Source organism: Rubrivirga litoralis (assembly GCF_031846415.1).
Taxonomy (GTDB): domain Bacteria; phylum Bacteroidota; class Rhodothermia; order Rhodothermales; family Rubricoccaceae; genus Rubrivirga; species Rubrivirga litoralis.
Genome location: NZ_JAVRHT010000001.1, coordinates 125078 through 146422, shown reverse-complemented (window position 1 = coordinate 146422; position 21345 = coordinate 125078). Strand labels below are relative to the sequence as shown.

Annotated in this window: 14 protein-coding genes and 1 riboswitch; of the genes, 8 read left to right on the top strand and 6 right to left on the bottom strand. The window is 75.6% G+C overall.

What is annotated here, in order from left to right; all coding sequences use genetic code 11:
- Nucleotides 1–76 precede the first annotated feature (76 nt).
- The 3 genes from RM540_RS00585 (at nucleotide 77) to RM540_RS00575 (ending at nucleotide 4560) form a co-directional block, all read left to right on the top strand.
- Nucleotides 77–1426, top strand: coding sequence for a tetratricopeptide repeat protein (locus RM540_RS00585; RefSeq protein WP_311661204.1), 1350 nt, complete (start codon nucleotides 77–79; stop codon nucleotides 1424–1426).
- A 14-nt stretch (nucleotides 1427–1440) separates the two neighbouring features.
- The gene (locus RM540_RS00580; RefSeq protein WP_311661202.1) at nucleotides 1441–2127 is read left to right on the top strand and encodes a hypothetical protein; all 687 of its coding nucleotides are present in this window, start codon (nucleotides 1441–1443) and stop codon (nucleotides 2125–2127) included.
- A 120-nt stretch (nucleotides 2128–2247) separates the two neighbouring features.
- A complete protein-coding gene (locus tag RM540_RS00575; protein WP_311661200.1) occupies nucleotides 2248–4560 on the top strand; it encodes a TonB-dependent receptor in 2313 nt (770 codons plus the stop codon).
- Between the two features lie 72 nt (nucleotides 4561–4632).
- Here RM540_RS00575 and RM540_RS00570 read toward each other — a convergent pair whose 3' ends face one another.
- The 4 genes from RM540_RS00570 to RM540_RS00555 form a co-directional block, all read right to left on the bottom strand.
- Nucleotides 4633–5349, bottom strand: a complete 717-nt coding sequence (locus tag RM540_RS00570) for a PIG-L deacetylase family protein (RefSeq protein ID WP_311661199.1) — start codon at nucleotides 5347–5349, stop codon at nucleotides 4633–4635.
- Nucleotides 5350–5621: 272 nt separating this feature from the next.
- A complete protein-coding gene (locus RM540_RS00565) occupies nucleotides 5622–5846 on the bottom strand; it encodes a (2Fe-2S)-binding protein (protein ID WP_311661198.1) in 225 nt (74 codons plus the stop codon).
- Nucleotides 5846–6964 carry a YncE family protein gene (locus RM540_RS00560; RefSeq protein WP_311661196.1) on the bottom strand — a complete coding sequence of 373 codons (1119 nt, stop codon included), beginning with the start codon at nucleotides 6962–6964 and terminating at the stop codon, nucleotides 5846–5848. The genes RM540_RS00565 and RM540_RS00560 overlap by 1 nt, the downstream gene beginning before the upstream one ends.
- On the bottom strand, nucleotides 6964–8901 hold the full coding sequence (locus RM540_RS00555; protein ID WP_311661194.1) for a TonB-dependent receptor plug domain-containing protein: 1938 nt from the start codon (nucleotides 8899–8901) through the stop codon (nucleotides 6964–6966). Before RM540_RS00555 ends, RM540_RS00560 begins: the two co-directional genes overlap by 1 nt.
- Nucleotides 8902–8997: 96 nt before the next feature.
- Nucleotides 8998–9276: riboswitch (cobalamin riboswitch) on the bottom strand.
- Between the two features lie 231 nt (nucleotides 9277–9507).
- On the opposite strand from RM540_RS00555, the gene RM540_RS00550 reads away from it, so the two are divergent.
- A complete protein-coding gene (locus tag RM540_RS00550) occupies nucleotides 9508–10017 on the top strand; it encodes a DinB family protein (RefSeq protein ID WP_311661192.1) in 510 nt (169 codons plus the stop codon).
- Between the two features lie 78 nt (nucleotides 10018–10095).
- On the opposite strand, the gene RM540_RS00545 is transcribed toward RM540_RS00550, so the two are convergent.
- A complete protein-coding gene (locus RM540_RS00545; RefSeq protein WP_311661190.1) occupies nucleotides 10096–11022 on the bottom strand; it encodes an aldo/keto reductase in 927 nt (308 codons plus the stop codon).
- 162 nt (nucleotides 11023–11184) lie between these two features.
- On the opposite strand from RM540_RS00545, the gene RM540_RS00540 reads away from it, so the two are divergent.
- Nucleotides 11185–12000 (top strand): M48 family metallopeptidase, encoded by an 816-nt coding sequence (locus tag RM540_RS00540; protein WP_311661188.1) that lies wholly within the window; start codon nucleotides 11185–11187, stop codon nucleotides 11998–12000.
- Between the two features lie 132 nt (nucleotides 12001–12132).
- On the opposite strand, the gene RM540_RS00535 is transcribed toward RM540_RS00540, so the two are convergent.
- Nucleotides 12133–12858, bottom strand: coding sequence for a YebC/PmpR family DNA-binding transcriptional regulator (locus RM540_RS00535; protein ID WP_311661187.1), 726 nt, complete (start codon nucleotides 12856–12858; stop codon nucleotides 12133–12135).
- Nucleotides 12859–13020: 162 nt separating this feature from the next.
- Between RM540_RS00535 and RM540_RS00530 the strand changes: the two genes are divergently transcribed.
- The 3 genes from RM540_RS00530 to RM540_RS00520 all read left to right on the top strand — a co-directional run bounded on the left by RM540_RS00530 (nucleotide 13021) and on the right by RM540_RS00520 (nucleotide 21340).
- Nucleotides 13021–14040 carry a hypothetical protein gene (locus tag RM540_RS00530; RefSeq protein WP_311661186.1) on the top strand — a complete coding sequence of 340 codons (1020 nt, stop codon included), beginning with the start codon at nucleotides 13021–13023 and terminating at the stop codon, nucleotides 14038–14040.
- Between the two features lie 301 nt (nucleotides 14041–14341).
- Nucleotides 14342–15610, top strand: a complete 1269-nt coding sequence (locus RM540_RS00525; protein ID WP_311661185.1) for a tetratricopeptide repeat protein — start codon at nucleotides 14342–14344, stop codon at nucleotides 15608–15610.
- A complete protein-coding gene (locus RM540_RS00520; RefSeq protein WP_311661184.1) occupies nucleotides 15611–21340 on the top strand; it encodes an Ig-like domain-containing protein in 5730 nt (1909 codons plus the stop codon).
- Nucleotides 21341–21345: the final 5 nt, after the last annotated feature.

Genomic DNA, 21345 nt, shown 5'->3' with positions numbered 1-21345 from the left:
AGCGAGCGGTCGCCCTCGGGGGGCGGGGCCAGCCTTCGGGTCCGGCCCCGCCCCTTCCCGTTTTCCCTCCCCCGTTATGACTGAACGCACCTCTCGTTTTCTCGGCGTCGCCCTCGTCGTCGTCTCCGTCGTCGTCGTGGGCATCGTGTGGCTCAACCGGAGCCTCGCCCCGCTCCCCGAGGACCACGGCCAGGTCTCGCCGTCGGCCCAGTTCGAGGACGCGGCCGACGCCGTCGCCTACTACCGCGCCCAGCTCCGCCGGACCCCCAGGTCCGCGGAGGTCCGCGTGCGTCTGGCTCAGGCGCTCATCCAGCTCGCTGAGGAGGACGGCCGCGAGACGGAGCTGATTCCCGAGGCCACCGAGCGGCTCGCCGAGGCCCTCGAGATCGACCCCGACCACTACTACGGGCAGACGATCCAGGCCTCGCTCTACAACAAGCTCCACGAGTTCGAGCGCGCCCGCGACCTCTCGCGGGAGCTCCTGGAGGCGTACCCGAACCACGCCTACGTCCACGGCACGCTCATCGACGCGCTCGTCGAGTTGGGCGAGTACGACGAGGCCGTCGCGGCATCCGACCGGCTCCAGACGCTCCGCCCCGGGCTCCCGGCGTACTCGCGTGCGAGCTACCTCCGCGAGCTCCACGGCGACGCCGACGGCGCCATCGCGGCCATGACGCTCGCGGCCGACGCGGAGCCGTACGGGCGGGGCTCGCGGGCGTGGGCGCTGTACCAGCTGGGCAACCTGTACCTCGGCCAGGCCAAGCCGGACACGGCCGCGTTCATCTTCGAGGGCATCCTGGAGGAGCGGCCCGACTTCGCACCGGCGCTGACAGGGCTCGGCCACGTCGCCCTCGTCGGGGGCGACGCCGACGAGGCCGTCCACCTTTTGGAGGAGTCCCGGGCGCTCCGCCCGATGGAGGCGACCGACGAGGTGCTGGTCGAGGCGTACACGGCGGCCGGCGACCGGCGGAAGGCAGAGGCCGCCGCCGACCGCGTCCTGAAGGCGCTCCACGCCGCCCGCGAGATGGGCGAGATCGTGGACATGGAAGAGGCCGACTTCCTGGCCGACCGGGGCGAGGATCTCGGCCGTGCCCTGAAGATGGCGAAGGAGCAGGTCGCGCGCCGGCCGGGCCACCTCCACGCCAACGAGACCTACGCCTGGACGCTCTACAAGACGGGGAAGGCGCGCGACGCCGTCCCGTACATCGAGCGCGCGATGCGCTTGGACACCGGCGACGCAATGGTCCACTACCGGGCCGCGCGGATCTACCAAGCGGCCGGGCGGGGCGGGGAGGCCGCCCGCCACCTCCAGCTGGCGCTCGACGGCCACCTCGGCGTCGAGAGCCCGTCGGCCGAGGCCGAGGCCCGCGCGCTCCACGCGTCGATGGGGCCGGCGCCCGTGCAGGCCACGTCGGCCGCGCGCTGACCGCCCCGCCCGCCGTGCCCGCCCCGCCGCTCCCCCCCGCCCGCGCCGCGCGCCCCCTCCGGGGGGCGCTGGTCGCGCTCGCGCTGGCCGGCTACGTCGCCGCGCTCGCGGCGACGCCGGCGGGGCAGGGGCTCGGCCTGCTCGGGCACCTGGCGGGCGCGCACGCGGCGCCGGCCGCCGCCCCGCCCCTCGTCGTCGGCACGCCGGGCGGCGAGCAGCCCGTGCTCCCGACGCTCCGCGCTCGCCACCGGCACGGGGGCGGGGCGGCCCACGAGCACGGCGCCCACGAGCACGGCGCCGACGGCCACAGAGGGCACGGCGCCGACGGCCACAGAGGGCACGGCGCCGACGGCCACAGAGGGCACAGCGCCGCGCCGGACCTCCACCGGCACACGTACCCCGTGCTCGTCCACGCCGCCCCGCCCGAGCCGGACGCGGCGCGGGCGGGGCGGGAGCACGCGGGCCGTTTGCCGGGCGGGGCGGGCGTCCACGAGCACGACGGCGTGCCCCACACGCACGGGGCGCCCGCCCCGGAGCCGGCGGTCGTGGCGCCCGTCTCGCTCGACGAGCACCGGCAGCCGGAGGCGCCGCCCGTGCCCGGCCCGCCGCCGCGGGCCGCCGCCCCGCCCGCGCCGGGCGGGGTGGGTCCAGCGTGGACCAGCCTCTCGGTCGAGACGCCGCCGCCCCTCGGGCGGGGCTAGAGCCGACGCGCCCCGCCCCCGTGGGCGCCCTGGTTCTGCGGCCGGACGCTCCGGCCGCCCCGCCCCCGCCTGTTCTGCCGGCCGGCCGCTTCGGCGTGCCGCTCTCTCTACCGACTCCCCATGTCTCTGCTCCCCCGCCGCCTCCTGCGGCTCGCGTTCCTCTGCGCCCTCGTCTCCGGCAGCGCCTCCGCCCAGACCCGCCCCGCCCCGTCCGGCCGCGTCGTCGGGACCGTGACCGAGGCGCGGACGGGCACGCCGCTCGCCGGCGTCAACGTGGTCCTGGGCGACCGGCGCAACGCCGTCTCGCGCGCGGACGGCCGGTTCGAGATCCCCGGCGTCTCGGCCGGCACGTACACGCTCCGCGCCAGCTCAGTCGGATACCGGGTTCTGGCCCAGCCCGTCACGGTCCCGTCGGGCGGGGCGGTGCGCGCCGACCTGGCGCTCGTGCGGGGCGAGGCCGACCTCGGCGAGGTCGTGGTCGAGGGGCGCGCGACGAACCTCGTCGGCGTCGCGACGGCGGCGTCGGAGGGGGTCGTCGGACAGGAGCAGATCCGGCTCCGGCCGCTCCTGCGCGTCGGCGAGGTGCTCGAGACGATCCCGGGCACGGTCGTGACGCAGCACAGCGGGTCGGGGAAGGCCAACCAGTTTTTCCTGCGCGGCTTCAACCTCGACCACGGGACGGACTTCTCGGCGACGATCGAGGGCGTCCCGATGAACCTGCCGACGCACGCGCACGGGCAGGGCTACCTCGACCTCAACTCGCTCATCCCCGAGCTCGTTGACCGGGTCGCGTTCGAGAAGGGGCCGCAGAACGTCGAGGCCGGCGACTTCTCGACGGCCGGCCGCGCCGAGATCCGCCTGGTCCGGCGGCTCGACGCCGGCATCGCCCAGGCCGAGGCCGGGGCCGACGGCGACTACGGGGGGCTCGTCGCGGGCTCGTCGGCGGCCAGCGGCGGCGACCTCCTCTACGCCGTCCGCGGGCGGTACTACGACGGGCCGTGGGTGAACCCCGAGAACAGCGGGCTCGTGAGCGGGGTGGCGAAGTACTCGCGGGGGACCGAGGCGAACGGGCTCGCCGTGACGGCGCTGGCCTACCACACCGGCTGGGACGCGACGGACCAGATCGCGCGGCGCGCCGTCGAGGGCGGGGTGGTCTCGCGGCTCGGCGCGCTCGACCCCACCAACGGCGGCACGACGGGCCGCTACACGCTGGCCGGCGCGGTCCAGACGACGGCGCCGAGCGCGGCGCGGACGCGCGTCGAGGCGTACGCGGCGTACTACCACCTCAACCTGTTCTCGAACTTCACCTACTTCCTCGACGACCCCGTCCAGGGCGACCAGTTCGAGCAGGAGGACCGGCGGCTCTACGCCGGCGGCGGCGCCTCGCACCGCTGGCTCGCGCCCGGCCTCGGGCGGGGCGGCGTGAACACGGTCGGCGTCGACCTCCGGCACGACCAGATCTTCGGGGTCGGCCTGTTCCGCACGCGGGACCGCGTGCGCGTGGGGACCGTCCGCGACGACCGCGTGGCCGAGAGCACGGTCGGCGCCTACGTTCGCAACGAGACGCGGTGGACGGACTGGCTGCGGACGACGGTCGGGGTCCGCGCCGACGCGTTCCGGTTCGACGTCGAGAGCGACCTCGACGCGAACTCGGGCGTCGAGACGGACGCCATCGTGAGCCCCAAGCTCGGGTTCGCGCTCGGGCCGTGGCGGAGCACCGAGGTCTACGCGAGCGCCGGGCTCGGCTTCCACAGCAACGACGCCCGCGGCACGACGATCACCGTCGACCCGTCGAGCCGCGAACCCGTCGACCGCGTCGACCCGCTCGTGCGCACGCGCGGGGCCGAGCTCGGCGTGCGGACGGCGGCCGTCGCCGGCCTCCAGTCGACGGTCGCGCTGTGGGCCATCGGCCTGGACTCGGAGCTCCTCTTCGTCGGCGACGCTGGCGGCACGGAGGCGAGCGACGCGAGCCTCCACTACGGCGTCGAGCTCACGAACCACTACCGCGCGGCAGACTGGCTCGACGTGACGCTCGACGTGGCGCTCACGGAGTCGCGGTTCACGGACGTCCCCGAGGGCGAGGACCGGATCGAGAACTCGATCGGGCGGATCGTGACCGGCGGCGTCTACGCGGGCCGCGAGGCCGGGCCGGTCGGGGCGCTCCAGGTCCGCCACTTCGGCCCGCGCCCGCTGACCGGCGACGGGTCCGTGACCTCTAGCGCGACGACGCTCGTGAACGCGAAGGCGGGGTGGCGCTTCAGCCGGCTCGCCGTCTCGCTCGACGTGCTCAACGTGCTGGGCTCCGACGACGTCGACGTCAGCTACTACTACGCCTCGCGGCTGCGCGGCGAACCCGAGGGCGGGGTGGAGGACGTCCACTTCCACCCGGTCCTCCCGCGCACGGCGCGGCTGACGGCGCAGGTCCGGTTCTGAGCGTCCGCCCCGCCCGCGCTTGGGCGGGGCGGTGTGCGCCGGTACCCGCCCCGCCCGCGCGGGGCGGGGTGGTCAGCCCTCGTCGTGGAGGTCGTCGGTGAGGCTGCCGAGCGGCTCGTCGTGCTCCTCCTGGAAGAGGACGAACGCGACACCGTCCTCGACCTGGCGGAGCGGTTGGTGCGCCTCGACGACGGCCGCGTAGGTCTCGTAGCAGGCGAGGGCGGCCTCGGCCGTCTGCCGGTCCTCGTCCGCGAACGTCACGACGGCGCCGACGCGCTCGCGCGGGCTGCCCCGGAGGCCGGCCGGGTTGTCCGCGACCTCGCCCTGGACCAGCGTAAAGAAGGCGAGCCGCCGCGGGCTCCGCCCCGCCATCTCGTCGCAGGCCGCCTCGTAGGCCCGCTTGACGACCGCGTGCGTGACCACGTGGTCGGGGTGGACGCTGTTGCCGTGGTAGTCGTACGTGACCACGACGTCGGGGCGGACCGCCTCGATCTTCCGCTCGATCACGTGTTCGAGGTCGCGCGGGTCGAGGTCCTGGAGCCCACCGTCGGGGAAGTCGAGGACCGTGAGGTCGGCGCCCAGCGCGTCGGCCGCGCACTGCGTCTCCTGCTCGCGGCGCGCGCCCATCTCCTCGACCGACAGGCCGAGGTCGTGGCGCACCTTGGTCGCCCCGCCCTTGGTCAGCGTGAGGAGCGCGACGTCGTGGCCCTCGCGGACCTGCCGGGCGATCGCGGGCGCGGGGCCGAACGACTCGTCGTCGGGGTGGGGGAAGACGTAGAGGAGCGTCACGGGCGGGGCGGTCTCGGAAGGCGGGGTGGCCGCGTCGAAGGGCGCCCGCCGCCGCGCGGTTCCTCGCCCCGCCCCGCCCGCGAACGCTTCGCTCGCCGGGGCGGGGTGGCGTGCCCCCTCTCGGACCGCCTCGCCCGCAGCGTGGGGCGGGGCGGTGGGTATAGGGCGACGTGCAGGTCGGTACCGGGTACTCGGTACGAGGTACGCGCGCGCCGACGTCAGATCGGGCCGTACCCCTGTACCCGGTACCCCGTACCAACCCGGAGGGTGCTCTAGCTGGCGCCGGCCTCCGGCTCGTCCTCGTCCGTCACGACCTCGTGGAACACGGTCTGGCCCGTGCGCAGCATGCGGCGGACGTACGGGTGGCAAAGCCCGCACTTCTGACCGAACCGCGCGTGCTCCTGGAGGCCCGCGACGGTGGCGGCGCCGGTCTCCGAGGCGACGTCTGCGAGGTGCGCGAACGGCACGCCGAAGCACAGGCAGCGGTCGATCTCCATCAGCCCTCGGCGACCACGGCCGCCCGTCCGAACGCGAGCGCCGACGGCGCGATGCCGGCCCCGAACCGCCCGACCTCGGCGCCCGCCCGGTCGTGGACCGTGACCACGCCGTCGGCGCCGTAGGGGCTCTGGGCGTCGGGGCGCCCGAGGTAGAGCCGCTCCCCGTCGGCGTCGTAGGCGACGGCGCCGACCGGCGCGCCCGGCACCTCGACGCGCGCGTCGAGCGTGTTGTCCGTCGCGTCGAAGCGGAGCACCGCCCCGCTCCCGATCACGTAGACCTCGCGGGCCGTCGTGTTGCTGGGGACCGCGCCGTCGGCGCCGAGCGTGGCCGAGCCGATCGTCGTGTCGTAGTCGAAGCGCGTGCGGACGGCGCTCGTCGCCCCGTCGAGGACCACGACCGCCCCGCCCGCGGCCTCGCCCGTCTCGAAGTCGGTGGCGCCCGTGCAGACGACCCACACGTCGAGGTCGGCGTCGGCCAGGAGCGTCCGCGGGCCGACGCACAGGTCGTCGAGCGTGTCGACCACGCGGCCGGTCTCGGTGTCGAGGACGCTCACCGAGGTGCCGGACCCGAAGCCCGAGTTGGCCACGTAGGTCCGCCCGCTCACGCTGACGACGCCCTCGGGGCTGGCGCCGACCTCGACGGGCGGGGCGGTCTCGCCGGTGGCGAGGTCGAGGAGCGTGACCGTCCCGTCGTAGAGGTTCGTCACGTAGACGTCGAGCAGGCTGCCCGACGTCTGGCTCGGCCCTCCCGCGAGGCCGCGCGGCGTCCGCACGTCGTACTGGGCCGTGGTCGTGCGGCTCGCGGCGTCGTAGACGTCGATCCGGCCGCGCCCGGTCGTGAACGAGTCGCCGTAGTTGAGGAGCACGTAGAGCACGTTTCCACCGCCCACGAGCCCCTGCACGAGGCCGTCGACGGTGGGGACCGCGTCCGGCGTCACCGCGCCCGTGGCGACGTCGTAGCGCGTGACCGAGCCGTTGTTGTCGGAAAAGTTGCCCTGGTTGCCGACGAACAGGACGGTGCTGGCCTCCACCTCCTCGGGGTCGTTGGCGTCGCACGCGGCGACGGCGAGCGCGAGCGCGATCAGGAGGGCGGGGCGGAGACTGGAGAGGCGGGGCATCAGCGGGTGCGGATCGTGAGCCGCACGCGCGCGTGGCGCGGCGGCATGGGGTAGGACTGGACGACCTCGTACTGGGCGCCCGTGAGGTTCTCGGCCGCCAGGCCGAGCGTGAGGTCGACGGCGCCGACCGCGCGCCGCACGGACGCCTGGGCGTCGACGACGAGGTAGGCCGGGAGCGGCTGCGAGCCCGACGCCGTCGTAAAGCGGGCGCCGACGAGGCGGGCGCCCAGGTCGAGGCGGAGCGCGCCCCACCCCGCCCCGCCCCACGCCTTGGCCGTCCACCGGGGGACGTAGCGGAGCGGGGCGTCGGTGCCCCGGTCGCGGGCGTCGACGTAGGTGGCCAGCGCCCCGCCCTCGACGAGGGCGGGGCGGCCGGCGAGGCGGACCGCGCGGGCGGCGCGGACGGAGCCCTCGAAGCCCAGGCTCCGGGTGCGGGCCACGTTGGCCGGCTCGAAAAAGGTGGACGTCCGCGGCGCCCACACGATCTGGTCGCGCGCCCAGGTCGCGAACGCCGAGGCCTCGGCCTGCACGCCGCGCCCGCTCCACACGAGCCCACCGTCTGCGCTCCACGCCGTCTCGGGGCGGAGGTCGGGGTTGCCGCCCGGCTGCCAGAAGCGGTCGTTGAGCGTCGGCATGCGGAAGGCGCGCGCGGCATTCGCCTTGAGGGTCAGCGAGGGCGCAAGCGCGACGTTCGCGCCCAGCTGCGGGCTGAGCGCGAGCCGCCGGTCCGCCCCGCTCGGCGCGTACACGTCGGCGCGGGCGGAGGGGAAGAACGTCGCGCGGCCCCAGGCGATGCGACCGCTGAGGGCGGCGCCGGCAAAGCGGTCGAGGGCGTCGTCTTGGAGGCTCGGGTGCTCGCCCCGCCCCGCCCCGGCGAAGAGCGCGAGCGCCCACGCGCCCCCCCACCGCTCGGTCGTGGCGCGGAGGTCGAAAAAGGCCGCCGTCGTGCGCCCCGTGTCGTCGATGGCGTCGGGGCGGTCGGGCGGGGCGGGGAACGGGGCCGCGTAGCGGAGCCGCGTCCGCTGGAGCGAGGCGGCGGCCTCGACGCGCGCCCACGGCGTCCGCCGGTGGGCGGCGGCGGCCAAGCGGACGCGGCGGTCCCACTGGCGCGCCCCTACGTCGCCGTCGCCGCCCAGGCCGCGCTCGGCGTCGGCGGCCCATAGGCTGAGGCCAGCTCCGCCCCGCCCCGCGCCGCCCGGCTCGGCGCCGACGGCCGCCGTCGCGTAGACCGACGCCTGCCGGGAGTCCCAGCCGCGCCGCGTCACGAGCGGGGCGTCGAGCCGCGAGCGGTCCCGGAACGCGTAGTCGTCTTCGGCGTGCGTCGCCTCGGCGGCGACGAGCGCGCGCACCCCGCCGATCCGCCCCGCCCCGAGCACGTGCGCTTGGCGCTCGCCCCACGGTCCGACGTCGGTCCCCAGCCGGGCCTCGGGGGCGCCCGGGCGGGGCGGCCGGAGGTGGACCACCCCGCCTACGGCGTCGCTCCCGTAGAGCCCGGACGCCGGCCCGCTCAGGACCTCGACCGACTCCAGGAGCGCCGTCGGGAGCAGCGAGAGGTCGACCTGCCCCAGCTGCGGGTCCGTGAGGCGCTGCCCGTCGAGGAGCACGAGCGCCTGCTGCGACGACGCGCCCCGCACCGTGACGGTCGCCAGCCCCGACGGCCCGTAGCGGCGGACGTGGACGGGCGCGCGGGCTTCGAGCACGCCGGCCAGGCTGGCGGCCGCCGTGGCGTCGAGCGCCTCGCGGTCCAGGACCGTCACCCGAACCGGCGCCTCGCGCGTCAGCAGCGCCTCTCGCGTGGCCGTCACCGTGACCTCGCCCAGCTCGACCGAGTCCGCCGGGGCGGGGCGGGGCGGGTCGCTCGGCGTCTGCGCGCGGGGCGCGGCGGCGAGGGCCGCGAACGCGGCGGCGAGGAGGAAGGGGCGGGCGGGGAGGCGCATGAAAAACCCCGCGCCTCAAACGAGAGGCACGGGGAAGCACGCGCACGCGCCACGGGGCCGCACGGGTGCCGCCGCGCCTCTGATCCCGGAGGCGGGTGGGGCGGTCTCGCCCGGGCAGGTCTCCTGGCTCGCGGCCCGGCCCAGTTCCGCCGTCCCAGGAGGGCGGGGCGGGGTGGGCGCCCGCTGGCTCGGCCCCGACCTTCCCCCGGCCGCCGCGGAGCGCGGGGCCGGAGTGGTCGCGGGCGTCGTCGCCAGCGGCGGGCCGCCTACAGTTGCGGGGACAGCTCCGGCATAGCCGCGGACGCGGCGGACCGGATTCCCTTTTCATCCGCGCCGGCCGAGGCCGGTCGCAGAACCCGAGGCGGTGGAAGAAAGAGCGGCCGGCAAGGTAGGCGCCCGCCCCGCCCGGCGCACGGGCGCACCGCATCTTCGGGGGCGAGACCACCCCGCCCTGCCCGGGCGTGGCGTTCGGGCGGGGTGGTCGAATCACGGACCCACGGGGCGGACCCACGGGGCGGACCCACGGGGCGGGGCGGCACACGGCAGCCCACCCCGCCCGAGCGGGGCGGGCGGGATCACGGGCGGGCGGGGCGACGTGAGCCGCTCGTGCCCCACCTTGAACCCTGGCTCCGGGGGCCGCTCCCCGGCGTCCCCGACCTGTTACAGCCCGTCGCCCACGCGCTCGTGCAGGCGCGCGAGGAGGTGCCGGAGTACGCCGCGGACGTGGGCGGGGCGGCGCTGTGGGCGCGGCCGGCGGGGCGGGCGTCGGTCGGGTTCCACCTCCAGCACCTCGCCGGCGTCCTCGACCGGCTGCTGACGTACGCCCGCGGCGAGGCGCTGACCGAGGCTCAACTCGCCGCGCTCGCCGCCGAGGGCAAGCCCCGCCCCGCCCTCACGACCGGCGGGCTGGTGGGGGCGTTCGAGGACGCCGTGGACCGCGCGCTCGCCCAGCTCCGCGCGACCAACCCGGCGACGCTGCTCGACGCCCGCGCCGTCGGCCGCGACCGCATCCCGTCGACGGTGCTCGGCCTGCTCGTCCACGCCGCCGAGCACACGCAGCGCCACGTGGGGCAGCTCCTGGTGACGGCGGCCGTCGTGACCGCCCCGCCCATGTAGACCGGGCGGGGCGGAGTAGCCCAGGCGGAGCGGGGAGGAGCAGCCGTACCTGGTACCTCGTACCCACCCGAAGGGCGCTTACGCCACCTGGAGCGCCTCGTCGACGGCGTCGAGGTCGGCCGGCGACAGCGCCCACCCCGCCGCGTCGACGTTCGCGCGGACCTGCGACGGCTTCGTGGCGCCGGCGATGACCGACGCGACGGGCTCGTGGGCCAGGAGGTAGGCGAAGGCGAGGTCGAGGATCGTGTGGCCGCGGTCTTCGGCCACAGCGACGAGGCGCTCGACGGCCTCCAGGTTGTCGGCCGTGAGCAGCGAGTCGCCCATCTTCGCGAACCGGCTCCCCTCCACCCCGCCCAGGCGGGAGCCCTCGGGCGCCTCGTCGCCGCGGCGGTACTTGCCCGTCAGGAGCCCGCTCTTGAGCGGGAAGTAGGGGACGAACGCGACGCCCAGTTCGCGGCAGGCGGCGAGCGTCCCGCCGTCGCCCTCGGGGTCGCGGTGGAGCAGGCTGTACTCGTTCTGGAGCGCGGCGAAGCGGGCGCCGGTCGCGGCGGCGTCGGCCTCGCGGAGCTGCTCGGGCGAGAGGTTCGAGCAGGCGACCTCGCGGACCTTCCCCTCGCGGACCAGGTCGTCCAGGGCGCCCAGCGTATCGGCGATGGGCGTGTCGGGGTCCGGCTTGTGGAGGTAGTACAGGTCGACGCGGTCGGTCCCGAGCCGCCGCAGGCTGCCCTCGATGGCCCGGCGGACGTCCGCGGGCCGCGCGTTCTTCCCATGCCCGAACTTCGTGGCGATGGTCACGTCGTCGCGGCGGGCGCCGAGCGCGCGGCCGAGGATCTCCTCGCTCTGGCCCTCGCCGTAGACCTCGGCCGTGTCGAAGTGCGTGACGCCGGCGTCGAGCGCCGCCGCGACCACCTCGCGCGAGGCGGCCTCGTCGATGTGCCAGCCGAAGTTGTTGCAGCCGAGGCCGACGGCGGAGACGGTGAGCGAGCCGATGCGGCGGGTGTCCATAACGGGCGGGGGCGGGGCGGAAGAGTCGTTCGTGCGGGTCCACCCCGCCCGCCCGCCGGGGTTTCCCGCCCCGCCCGCGCCGTGCGCCTCGCGCGCCCGGACACCCGGGGGCGGACCCAACGGGCGGGGCGGCGTAAGACGGCCGCCCCCCCCGCCCCGCCCATGCGCCGCGCTGCCGCCTCCGTCCTGCTCGCCGTGCTCCTCGTCCCCGGCTGCACGTGCGCCTCGGACAGCGTAAACCGCGGCGACCTCAACCTCGTGTCGCTCGACGACGAGTGGTCGCTCGGCCGCGACCTCGCCGCCGAGGTCGACGCCCAGGTCCGCCCGCTCCCCGACCCCGTCGTGCAAGGCTACGTCGACCGCCTCGGCGAAGCGCTCGTGGCCCAGACCGAGATGGCCGACCGCGACTGGACGTTCACCGTCCTCGACGACCCGGCCGTCAACGCGTTCGCGCTCCCGGGCGGCCACGTCTACGTCCACGCCGGGCTCATCGCGGCGGCCGGCGGTCCGGACGAGCTGGCGAGCGTGGTGGCCCACGAGGTCGCCCACGGCGTGGCCCGCCACAGCACCGAGCGCATGGTGAAGGCCCAGGGCGTGAGCTGGGTCGCCGGGCTGGTCTTGGGCGACAACCCCGGCCTCGTCCGCCAGGTCGCGGCCGGCCTCGTGGGGCGGGGCGCGCTCGCCCGGTTCTCGCGGTCCGACGAGGCCGAGGCCGACCGCCTCGGGTTGGACTATCTGGCGGCGGCCGGCTACGACCCGGACGGGCAGGCGGCCATGTTCGAGACGCTCGTGGCGCTCCGCGCGCGCCGGCCGCTTCGGTTCGAGCGGTGGTTCCAGTCGCACCCGCTCGGCGAGGACCGCGTCGAGGCGGCCGAAGCGGCGGCCGAGGCCCTGCCCTCGCCGCCACCCCGCCCCGACGAGGACGCGGCCTTCGAGGACGTTCAGCGCCGCGTGCGCCCGTTCGTGTCCAGCCGCTAGCCGCCGGGCGGGGCGGCGGGCTCGGGACCACCCCGCCCGATGCTCAGGAGCGGGTCGGTCGCCCGCGTCGAGTCTCCTCCCCCCAGCGGGGGAGGGAGACTCCTACCGAACAGCCTCTCAGGGGCGGGGCGGCTACGCGAGGTTGTGGAACACGCGCTGCACGTCCTCGTCGGCCTCCAGCTTGCCGACCAACTCCAGCACGTCGTCGGCCGCGTCGTCGCCCGGGTCGGTCGTCGTCGTGGGGACGTACTCGACCTCGGCCGTGATGGGCTCGACGCCGCGCGCGTCGAGGGCCTTCTGCATCTGGCCGAAGTCGGCGAACGCGCACCGCGCGACGAGCACCGCGCGCCCGTCCTCGGTCGTACCCTCTTCCAGGCTCTCCAGGCCCTCGTCGATGAGGTCGAGCTCGAGCTCGTCGCGGTCGCCGAGCGTGTCCGGGTCGAGCGCGAACGCTCCCATCTTGGTGAACTGGAACGCCACCGAGCCGCTCGTGCCCAGGTTGCCGCCGCCGCGCGAGAACACGGCGCGGAGGTTGGCGACGGTCCGGTTCACGTTGTCCGTCGCCGCGTCGATGAGGAGCGCCACGCCGTGCGGGCCGTAGCCCTCGTAGAGGACCTCGTCGTAGCTCGCCGTGTCCTTGCCGAGCGCCCGTTTGATGGCCGCGTCCACCTTCTCCTTGGGCATGTTGACGCCCTTCGCGTTCTGGACCGCCCGCCGGAGCTGCGGGTTGAGGTCGGGGTCCGGCCCGCCGGCCTTGACGGCGATCACGATGTCCTTGCCGATGCGGGCGAACTGCTTCGCCATGCGGTCGTAGCGCGCGAACATGGTGTGCTTGCGCTTCTCGAACATCCGGCCCATGCGTCTCTCGGTGTGGTGAGGGGCCGAAGCTACCGCGCTCGCCCACCCCGCCCACAGCAGCCTGTGCGGGCGGGGCGGTCGCGTATCATGCGGGACCCCGCCCCCTTATGGTCGATGGGCGGGGCGGCTGACGTTCTAGTTACACGTACTTGCCTCCTGCCCGTGTCCGCCGTAGCCGCCGTTTTCGTCCACTTAGCCCTAGCGGTGGCGCTCTTCTTCCTCATGGGCTGGATCGGCAGGCACACCGCGGGCATGGGCTACATCAGCCTGTCCCTCTTCGTCACGAGGGACGAGGCGCCGGCCTTCAACTTCGCCTTCCGAGCCTTCGGACCGATAGCGTTCATTGTGATCGTGGCCGCGGCGCTCTACGGAGTGGGCGCAGACTGGCTCGTCGGGGGCATCTGGTTTGTAGCCGTCTACTACTCCGCGTTCCGTGTTGGCTACAACCTCGCTATGGGCAGGAGGCTGCTCCTCAACTGGCCGAGGGAGGCGCTTATCCTCGCTGTCACGGTAGGAGGAGCCTGGCTCCTGTATGACAAGGTTATCCGCGTCCGGCAGTACCTCCTTCCCGATGCGCAAAGTGTCTCTACCGAGCTCTGGATCATCGTAGCGTTGTTCATCTACGCTACCCTCAATAGGATCGAGGTGAGCGAGGCGGGGTCACGGCGCCGCAAGGAAGCTTACCTCGCCCACGCCTTCCGCACGCTGCGCTCGCAGTACCAGAGCGTTGTGGAACCGCTGGTGCCGAACGCCTTCGTGGAGTCCGTCGTCTACTCGATCATGGTCTACGAGAGCTTCCAGCGGCCGCCTGCCTTCCAGGCGCTAGAGCGGGTGGCGTTCCCTCGGTTCAGCAAGTCGCTCGGGCCGATGCAGGTGCAGACGGAGTCCATGATCTCCAACACCGAGAGCGTCCGGCTCGGGACGGAGAAAATCGTCGCGGCGTACGAGCGAGCCGTGACCGAACGCGCCGAACCAAACTTTGACCCGGTCCATGACGACTACCGCCGGGGCTCCGTTGTCTACAACATCGCGGAAGATTATAACCCGGACCACAGCTACATGGAGGCGATTAGCGCTCTGAACCACCGGGTCATTGAGCGCTTCTACCCCAGCTTGGCTGAGCGCAACAGGGCAGCAGGCAGCTACGCGAACGGCCTCAGCGGCATCCTGTCGTACGTGTAACCCACGGCTGGTACTAGCTGAAAGCCAAGGAGTCGACGGCGATCCCAACCGATCGGGGCGGGCACAAGGAGCCGGGCGGCGCACCCCGCGCTCCGGCTCACCGCCCCGCCCCGCCCGGTCGGGGCGGCGGCCGCAGGGTTGGGCGGGGCGGATCCGCGTGCCTCGCGCACCAGCCGCGCACGCGCGGCGTTGACTCGGCGGGCGGGGTGGCTCGCCGCTCCGGGGATCTATCCTCAGGCTTACCTACGGGTTTCGTGCTGGCCCCCTCCTCTACTTTGGCGCTCCCCCGCCCCTGCCGCCCGTGATCCGGCCCCTCCTCGTCTGGACCGCCGCCGCCCTCCTCGCCGGGTGCGCCGGGGTGTCGCGGCCGGCCACACCGGGCGAGGTCCGCGCGCGGCTCCCCGCCCTCGAAGCGCGGGCGGCGGCGTCGCCGGGCGACGCCGCGGCGCTCCGCGAGCTAGGCCGCGCCTACGCCCGCCTGGGCGACCTCGACCGGGCCGCCGACGTCCTCGACCGCGCCGAGCGGGCGTCCCCGGGCGACGCCGCGACGGCCTACGCGCGCGGGCTCGTGGACGAGGCCCGGGGCCGCCCCGCCCTGGCCCTAGCCCGCTACCGCACCACGGGCGGGGCGGGGCCGTACGGGCCGCTCCTGGCGGGGCGGCGGGCGCGGCTGGAGGCCCAGCGGACGCGGGCCGAGGTCGACTCGCTCCTCGACGCCGAGCGGTACCCGACCGTCGGCGACGACGCGGCCGTGGTGTTCCCGCTCCGGTTCCGCGGCGACCCCGCGCTCCGCCCGCTCGCGCGCGGCCTGACGGCCCTGCTCGCCGAGGACGTCGGCGCGCTCGGGCTCCGCGTGGTCGGGGCGGGGCGGGTCCAGGCCACGCTCGACGCGCTCGGCCTCGGCCCCGACGACGTCGACGCCGACCGCGCCCGCCGCCTCGCCCGCGTGCTCCAGGGCGACCACGTCGTGCTGGGATCGGTCGACGCGGCGGGCGACTCGCTCCGTGCCGAGGCCGCGCTCTGGGAGTGGGACGCGGCGCCGGCGCCGGTGCCGGCGGAAGCGGCGGGCGCGCTCGACGACCTGTTCCAGGTCGAGGCCGCGCTCGTCGACGCGTTCGCCGAGCGGGCCGGCGTGGCGCTCTCGGACGCCGAGCGGGACCGGCTCGCGCAGCCGCCGACGCGCAGCGTGGCCGCCTTCGTCCAGTACGGGCGCGGGCTGGCCGAGGAGGACGCCGGCCGCTACGCCGAGGCGGCGGCGCTCTACGACGAGGCCGCGCGCCTCGACCCGGCCTTCCGCCAGGCCGCCGACCGGGCGGCCGTCGCGCGCACGCTCGAAGCGGCGTCGGGCGACGTCGACGTGGCCCTGGCCGCCGTCGACCGGCTCGGCCCATCGGTCGGCGCCGTGCGCCTGGTGGGGCAGCGGTTGACGCACGCGAACCAGGCCCTCGGCGTTCACACGCCGGCGCCGGGCGGCGAGCGCGTGCCGACGGCCGAGGTCCCGCTCACCCCGCCCTCGGACCCGCTCCCCCTGCCGCCCGCCCCGCCCGGCCGCAACCAGACGCCTCGCTAGATGCCCCCGACGCCCGACGCGCGGGCGGGGTGGCTCCTCGCCCTCGCCGCCCTGCTCCTGACCGCCCTCGCGCCCGCCGCGACCGCCGCCCCGTCCGACGAGGCGCGGGGCGGGCGGGGCGGCGTAGAGATCGCCGTCCGCGCGGCCCCGTCGTTCACGTCGACGCCGGTCACGGACGCGGCGGTGGGCGAGGCGTACAGCTACCAGGTCACGGCCACGGACCCCGACGGCGACCCGCTCTCGTTCGACCCGGGGACGCTCCCGGCGTGGCTCACGTTCGACCCCGGCGCGCCCAACGACGGCGCCGTCATGCTCCAGGGGACGCCGGCACCCGGCGACGTGGGGGACTACAACATCTCCATCCTGGTCTCGGACGGGACGACCATTGTAGAGCAGACGTTCACGCTCACGGTCCGCCCCGCCAACAACCCGCCCATCGCTCGGGACGACGAGGCGGCGACGTCCGCAGGGCAGACGGTGACGGTCGACGTGCTCGCCAACGACACCGACCCCGATGGCGACCCGCTCACGCTGGAGGGCGTGTCGGCAGCGTCGGAAGGTCAGGTCGTCGCCAGCGACCAGAGGGTGCAGTACACGCCGGACGCGGGGTTCGTCGGGACCGACGCCTTTTCCTACGCCGTCTCCGACGGGCGGGGCGGGACGGCCGGGGCCACGGTGATGGTCACGGTGACGGCGGCCAACAACCCGCCGACGGCGCAGCCCGACAGCTACACCACGGCCGAGGGCGCCGCGCTCACGGTCGACGCGCCGGGCGTGCTCGCCAACGACACCGACCCCGACGGCACCCCGCTCGCGGCCGAACTCGTGACGCAGCCAGCGAGCGGGGCGGTCGAGTTCACCGTCGACGGCTCGTTCACCTACACGCCGAGCGCCGGCTTCTCGGGGACCGACACGTTCAGCTACCGCGCGTCGGACGGCGAGCTCACGTCGGACCCCGTCGCCGTCACGATCACCGTCACGCCGGCCAACAGGCCGCCGACGGCGCAGCCCAACACGTACACGACGCCCGCGGGCCAGACGCTGACCACCCCGCCCCCGGGCGTGCTCGGCAACGACTCGGACCCCGACGGCGACCCGCTCTCGGCCCAGTTCGTGGACGGGGTGGGCAACGGGGAGCTCGCGCTCCAGCCCGACGGCTCGTTCACCTACACGCCGGACCCGGGGTTCTCGGGGACCGACGGCTTCACCTACCGCGCGTCCGACGGCGCCCTCACGTCGGAGCCGGTCGCCGTCACGATCGCCGTCGACCCGCCCGCGAACGTCCCGCCGCAGGCGCAGGACGACGCGGCGGCGACGGCCGAGGACCAGCCGGTGACGATCAGCGTGCTCGCCAACGACACGGACCCCGACGGCGACCCGCTCTCGGTCCTCGCCGTCACGCAGCCCTCGAGCGGTCAGGCCACGGTGACGGGGGGCGGGGCGGCCGTCCGGTACACGCCGAACCCGGGGTTCGTCGGGACCGACACGTTCGCGTACACGGCCACGGACGGGCGGGGCGGGGAGGCCGAGGCCACGGTGACCGTCACCGTCACGAACGTGAACGAGGCGCCGGCCGCGCAGCCCGACGCCTACACTGTGGCCGAGGACGCCGTGCTGACCACCCCGCCCCCGGGCGTGCTCGGCAACGACACCGACCCGGACGGCGACCCGCTCGCGGCCGATCTCGTGGATGGGCCGGACAACGGCGTGCTCGACCTCCGCGCCAACGGCTCGTTCACCTATACACCGGCCGCCGACTTTTCGGGGACCGACGGGTTCAGCTACCGCGCGTCCGACGGTACCCTCGCGTCGGCCCCGGTCGCCGTCACGATCACCGTGGCGCCGGTCGACGACCCGCCCGTGGCGCAGCCCGACGCCTACACCGTGGCCGAGGACGCCGTGCTGACCACCCCGCCCCCGGGCGTGCTCGGCAACGACGCGGACCCGGATGGCGACCCGCTCGCGGCGGACCTCGTGGGCGGCCCGTCGAACGGGACGCTCAACCTCCGCCCCGACGGCTCGTTCACCTACACGCCCGCCCCCGGGTTCAGCGGGGCGGACGGGTTCACCTACCGCGCGGTCGGGGGCGGGGCGGCGTCGGAGCCGGTCGCCGTGGCGATCACGGTCACGCCCGTCAACGACGCGCCCGTCGCCCGAGACGACGGCTACACCGTGGCCGAGGACGCCGTGCTCTCGGTCGACGCGCCGGGCGTGCTCGCCAACGACGGCGACCCGGACGGCGACGGCCTCTCGGCCGAGCTCGTGACGGGGCCGTCGAGCGGCACGCTCGACCTCGACGGCGACGGCTCGTTCACCTACACGCCGGCGCCCGACTTCTCGGGGACCGCCACGTTCCGGTATCGGGCGTCCGACGGCGCCCTCACCTCGGCCCCGGCCACGGTCACGATCACCGTGGCGCCGGTCAACGACCCGCCGACGGCGCAGCCCGACGTCTACACGACGGCCGAGGACGTCCCGCTCTCGGTCGACGCGCCGGGCGTGCTCGCCAACGACGGCGACCCCGACAGCCCGACGATCACGGCCCAGCTCGTGACGCAGCCGTCAAACGGGACGCTCGACCTCCGCGCCAACGGTTCGTTCACCTACACGCCCGCCCCCGACTTCCAGGGCACCGACGAGTTCACCTACCGCGCGTCCGACGGCGGCCGCACGTCTGCGGCCGTCCCCGTGCGGATCACGGTCGGCGGCCGGAACGACCCGCCCGTCGCCCGAGACGACGCGGCGACGACGGCCGAGGACGAGGCGGTGACGATCAACGTGCTCGCCAACGACACGGACCCCGACGGCGACCCGCTCTCGGTCCTCGCCGTCACGCAGCCCTCGGACGGCCGGGCCGCGGTGACGGGGGGCGGGGCGGCCGTCCGATACACGCCGAGCGCCAACGCGAACGGCCGGGACTCCTTTACCTACACGGTTTCCGACGGGAACGGCGGGACTGCGACGGCGACCGTGACCGTGACGGTCACGCCCGTCAACGACCGGCCCGTGGCCCGGCAGGACGTGTACGTGACGGACGAGGACGTCGTGCTCCGGGTCGGCGCGCCGGGCGTGCTCGGCAACGACACGGACCCCGACGGCGACCCGCTCACGGCCCAGCTCGTGACGCAGCCGGCGAGCGGGGCGCTCGACCTCCGCCCCGACGGCTCGTTCACCTACCGCCCCGCCCCCGACTTCGCGGGGACCGTCACGTTCCGGTACCGGGCCTCTGACGGCACCCGCACGTCGTCCTCGGCCACGGTGACGATCACGGTCGCGCCGGTCGACGACCCGCCCCTCGCGCGGCCCGACGTCTACGTGACGGACGAGGACGTGGCGCTCGACGTGTCGGCGTCCGACGGCGTGCTCGCCAACGACACGGACCCCGACAACACCCTCTCTGCCGTGCTCGCGCGCGGCCCCTCGAACGGGGCGCTCGACCTCCGCGCGAACGGCTCGTTCACCTACACGCCCGACCTCGACTTCGTCGGCCGCGACGCGTTCACGTACCAGGCCGTCGGGGGCGGGGTGGCGTCGGAGCCCGTCACCGTGACGATCCGCGTGGGCGGCGAGAACGACCCGCCCGTGGCCCAGCCGGACGCGGCGACGACGGCCGAGGACACGCCGGTCACGATCGCGGTGCTCGACAACGACACGGACCCCGACGGCGACCCGCTGAGCGTGGCGTCGGTCGTCCAGCCGTCGAACGGCACGGCGACGATCTCGCCCGACGGGACGACGGTGGTGTACACGCCGAACCTCAACTTTAACGGGGCCGACGCCTTTTCCTACGCGGCGTCGGACGGGAGCGGCGAGACGTCGAGTGCGAGCGTGTCGGTCACGGTCACGCCGGTCAACGACGCGCCGGTCGCCATGGACGACGCGGCCTCGACGCGGGCCGGCGAGCCGGTCCTCATCGCGGTCCTCGCCAACGACCTCGACGTCGACGGTGACGCGCTCACGGTCGCCTCGGTCTCGGCGCCCGCGAGCGGGCGGGCCGCCGTCGAGGGCGGGGCGGTCCGCTACGCGCCGGACGCCGGGTTCGTCGGGACCGACACGTTCACGTACACGGTCGCGGACGGGCAAGGCGGGGCCGCCGAGGCCACAGTGACGGTGACCGTCCGGCCCGCGGGCGGGGCGGCCGTCGCGTCGGAGGCCGGCCCCGCCCGCGTGGGCGCGCCCGTGACGGTGGCCGTCGCGGCGACCGCGTTCACGCCGTCCTCGGCGGACCTGTTCTACCGCCCCGCCGGCGGTGGGGCCTACCGCGTGACGCCGCTCGCGCCCGCCGAGGCGGGGTACGCCGGGACGATCCCGGCCGACGCCGTCACGGCCCGCGGCGTCGACTACTACGTGGTCCTGAGCGGCGACGGCGCGCGCGCGACGGACCCGGCCGAGACGCCGGCCCTCGACCCGCGGCACGTCCGCGTGGCGATCCCGCGGGCCGAGGCTCCGGTCGCGTTCGAGCGCGACGGGTACCGGATGGTCGCGCTCCCGCTCGTGCCCGAGACGCCGACGGCCGCGGCCGTCTTCGCCGACGACCTCGGCCCGTACGACCCGACCGTGTGGCGCCTGTTCCGGTGGGACGCCGAGCGCGAGGCCTACGACGAGTTCCCCGACATCGCCGCCCCGCTCGTGCCGGGGCGGGGCGTGTGGCTGGCCGCCCGCGCCGGCGGCGCCTTCGACGTCGTCGACGCGCTCTCGGCCGACGCCTCCGACCCGGTCGCCCTCACGCTCGCGCCGGGGTGGACCCAGATCGGCACGCCGTTCGGGTTCGCCGTGGCCTGGGACGACATTGAGGGGAGCGAGGCCGTCTCGCCGCCGGTGGCGTGGGACGGGGCGGAGTACGTGTTCGACCAGGGCGTCCTGGAGCCGTGGCGCGGCTACTTCGTCGAGAACCCGACCGACGCGCCGGTCACGCTGACGGTGCCGCCCGTCGCGGTCGGCGCGGCGGCGCGGCGCGCGCCGGTCGCGGACGCGGGCAGCGGGTACCGGCTCCGCCTGAGCGTGACAGCCGCGCGCAGCGAGGGCGGGGCGGCCGACCTCCGCGACACCCAGAACGTCGTCGGCTTCGCGGCCGCCGCCGCCGCCGGCCGCGACCGGCTCGACTGGGCCGAGCCGCCGCCGCCCGGCCCGCACGTCCGCCTGAGCCTGCTCGCCGACGGCGCCCGGCTCGCGCGGAGCCTCCAGCCCGACGGCGGGGGCGGGGCGGCGTGGGACGCCGAGGTCACGGCCTCGGCCGACCTGCTGGCCGCCCCGCTCGCGCTCCGCGTGGCGCTCGACGACGAGCGCCCGCTCCCCGACGGCTACGGCCGCTACGTGCTCGACCTCGACCGCGGCACGGCGCTCGCTGCCGACGGCGGCGCGGTCGAGGTCACGCTCTCGGCCGCCGACCCGGTCCGCCGGCTCCGCGTCGTCGTGGGGACCGAGGCGTTCGCGGCGTCGGTCGCGGGCGGGGTGCCGCTCGAGGCGCCCGCGTTCGGGCTCGAGCGGGCGGCGCCGAACCCGGTCCGCATGGCGACGACGCTCGCGTTCAGCGTGCCGGCGCCCGGTCCGGTCACGCTCGACGTGGTCGACGTCCTGGGCCGTCGCGTGGCGGTCCTCGTCGACGGCGAGCGCGGAGCGGGACGGCACGAGGTCTCGTGGCGCCCGGACGGCTTGGCGAGCGGGACCTACGTGGTCCGCCTCCGGGCTTCGGGCGAATCCGCCACGCAAACGGTGACGGTCGTACGATGACGCCG

Excerpts from the sequence above, each read along its gene's own strand:
- RM540_RS00585 (WP_311661204.1), top strand. The coding sequence starts at position 77 with ATGACTGAACGCACCTCTCGTTTTCTCGGCGTCGCCCTCGTCGTCGTC.
- RM540_RS00575 (WP_311661200.1), top strand. The coding sequence starts at position 2,248 with ATGTCTCTGCTCCCCCGCCGCCTCCTGCGGCTCGCGTTCCTCTGCGCC.
- RM540_RS00565 (WP_311661198.1), bottom strand. The coding sequence starts at position 5,846 with ATGGAGATCGACCGCTGCCTGTGCTTCGGCGTGCCGTTCGCGCACCTC.
- RM540_RS00560 (WP_311661196.1), bottom strand. The coding sequence starts at position 6,964 with ATGCCCCGCCTCTCCAGTCTCCGCCCCGCCCTCCTGATCGCGCTCGCG.
- RM540_RS00555 (WP_311661194.1), bottom strand. The coding sequence starts at position 8,901 with ATGCGCCTCCCCGCCCGCCCCTTCCTCCTCGCCGCCGCGTTCGCGGCC.
- RM540_RS00545 (WP_311661190.1), bottom strand. The coding sequence starts at position 11,022 with ATGGACACCCGCCGCATCGGCTCGCTCACCGTCTCCGCCGTCGGCCTC.
- RM540_RS00540 (WP_311661188.1), top strand. The coding sequence starts at position 11,185 with ATGCGCCGCGCTGCCGCCTCCGTCCTGCTCGCCGTGCTCCTCGTCCCC.
- RM540_RS00535 (WP_311661187.1), bottom strand. The coding sequence starts at position 12,858 with ATGGGCCGGATGTTCGAGAAGCGCAAGCACACCATGTTCGCGCGCTAC.
- RM540_RS00520 (WP_311661184.1), top strand. The coding sequence starts at position 15,611 with ATGCCCCCGACGCCCGACGCGCGGGCGGGGTGGCTCCTCGCCCTCGCC.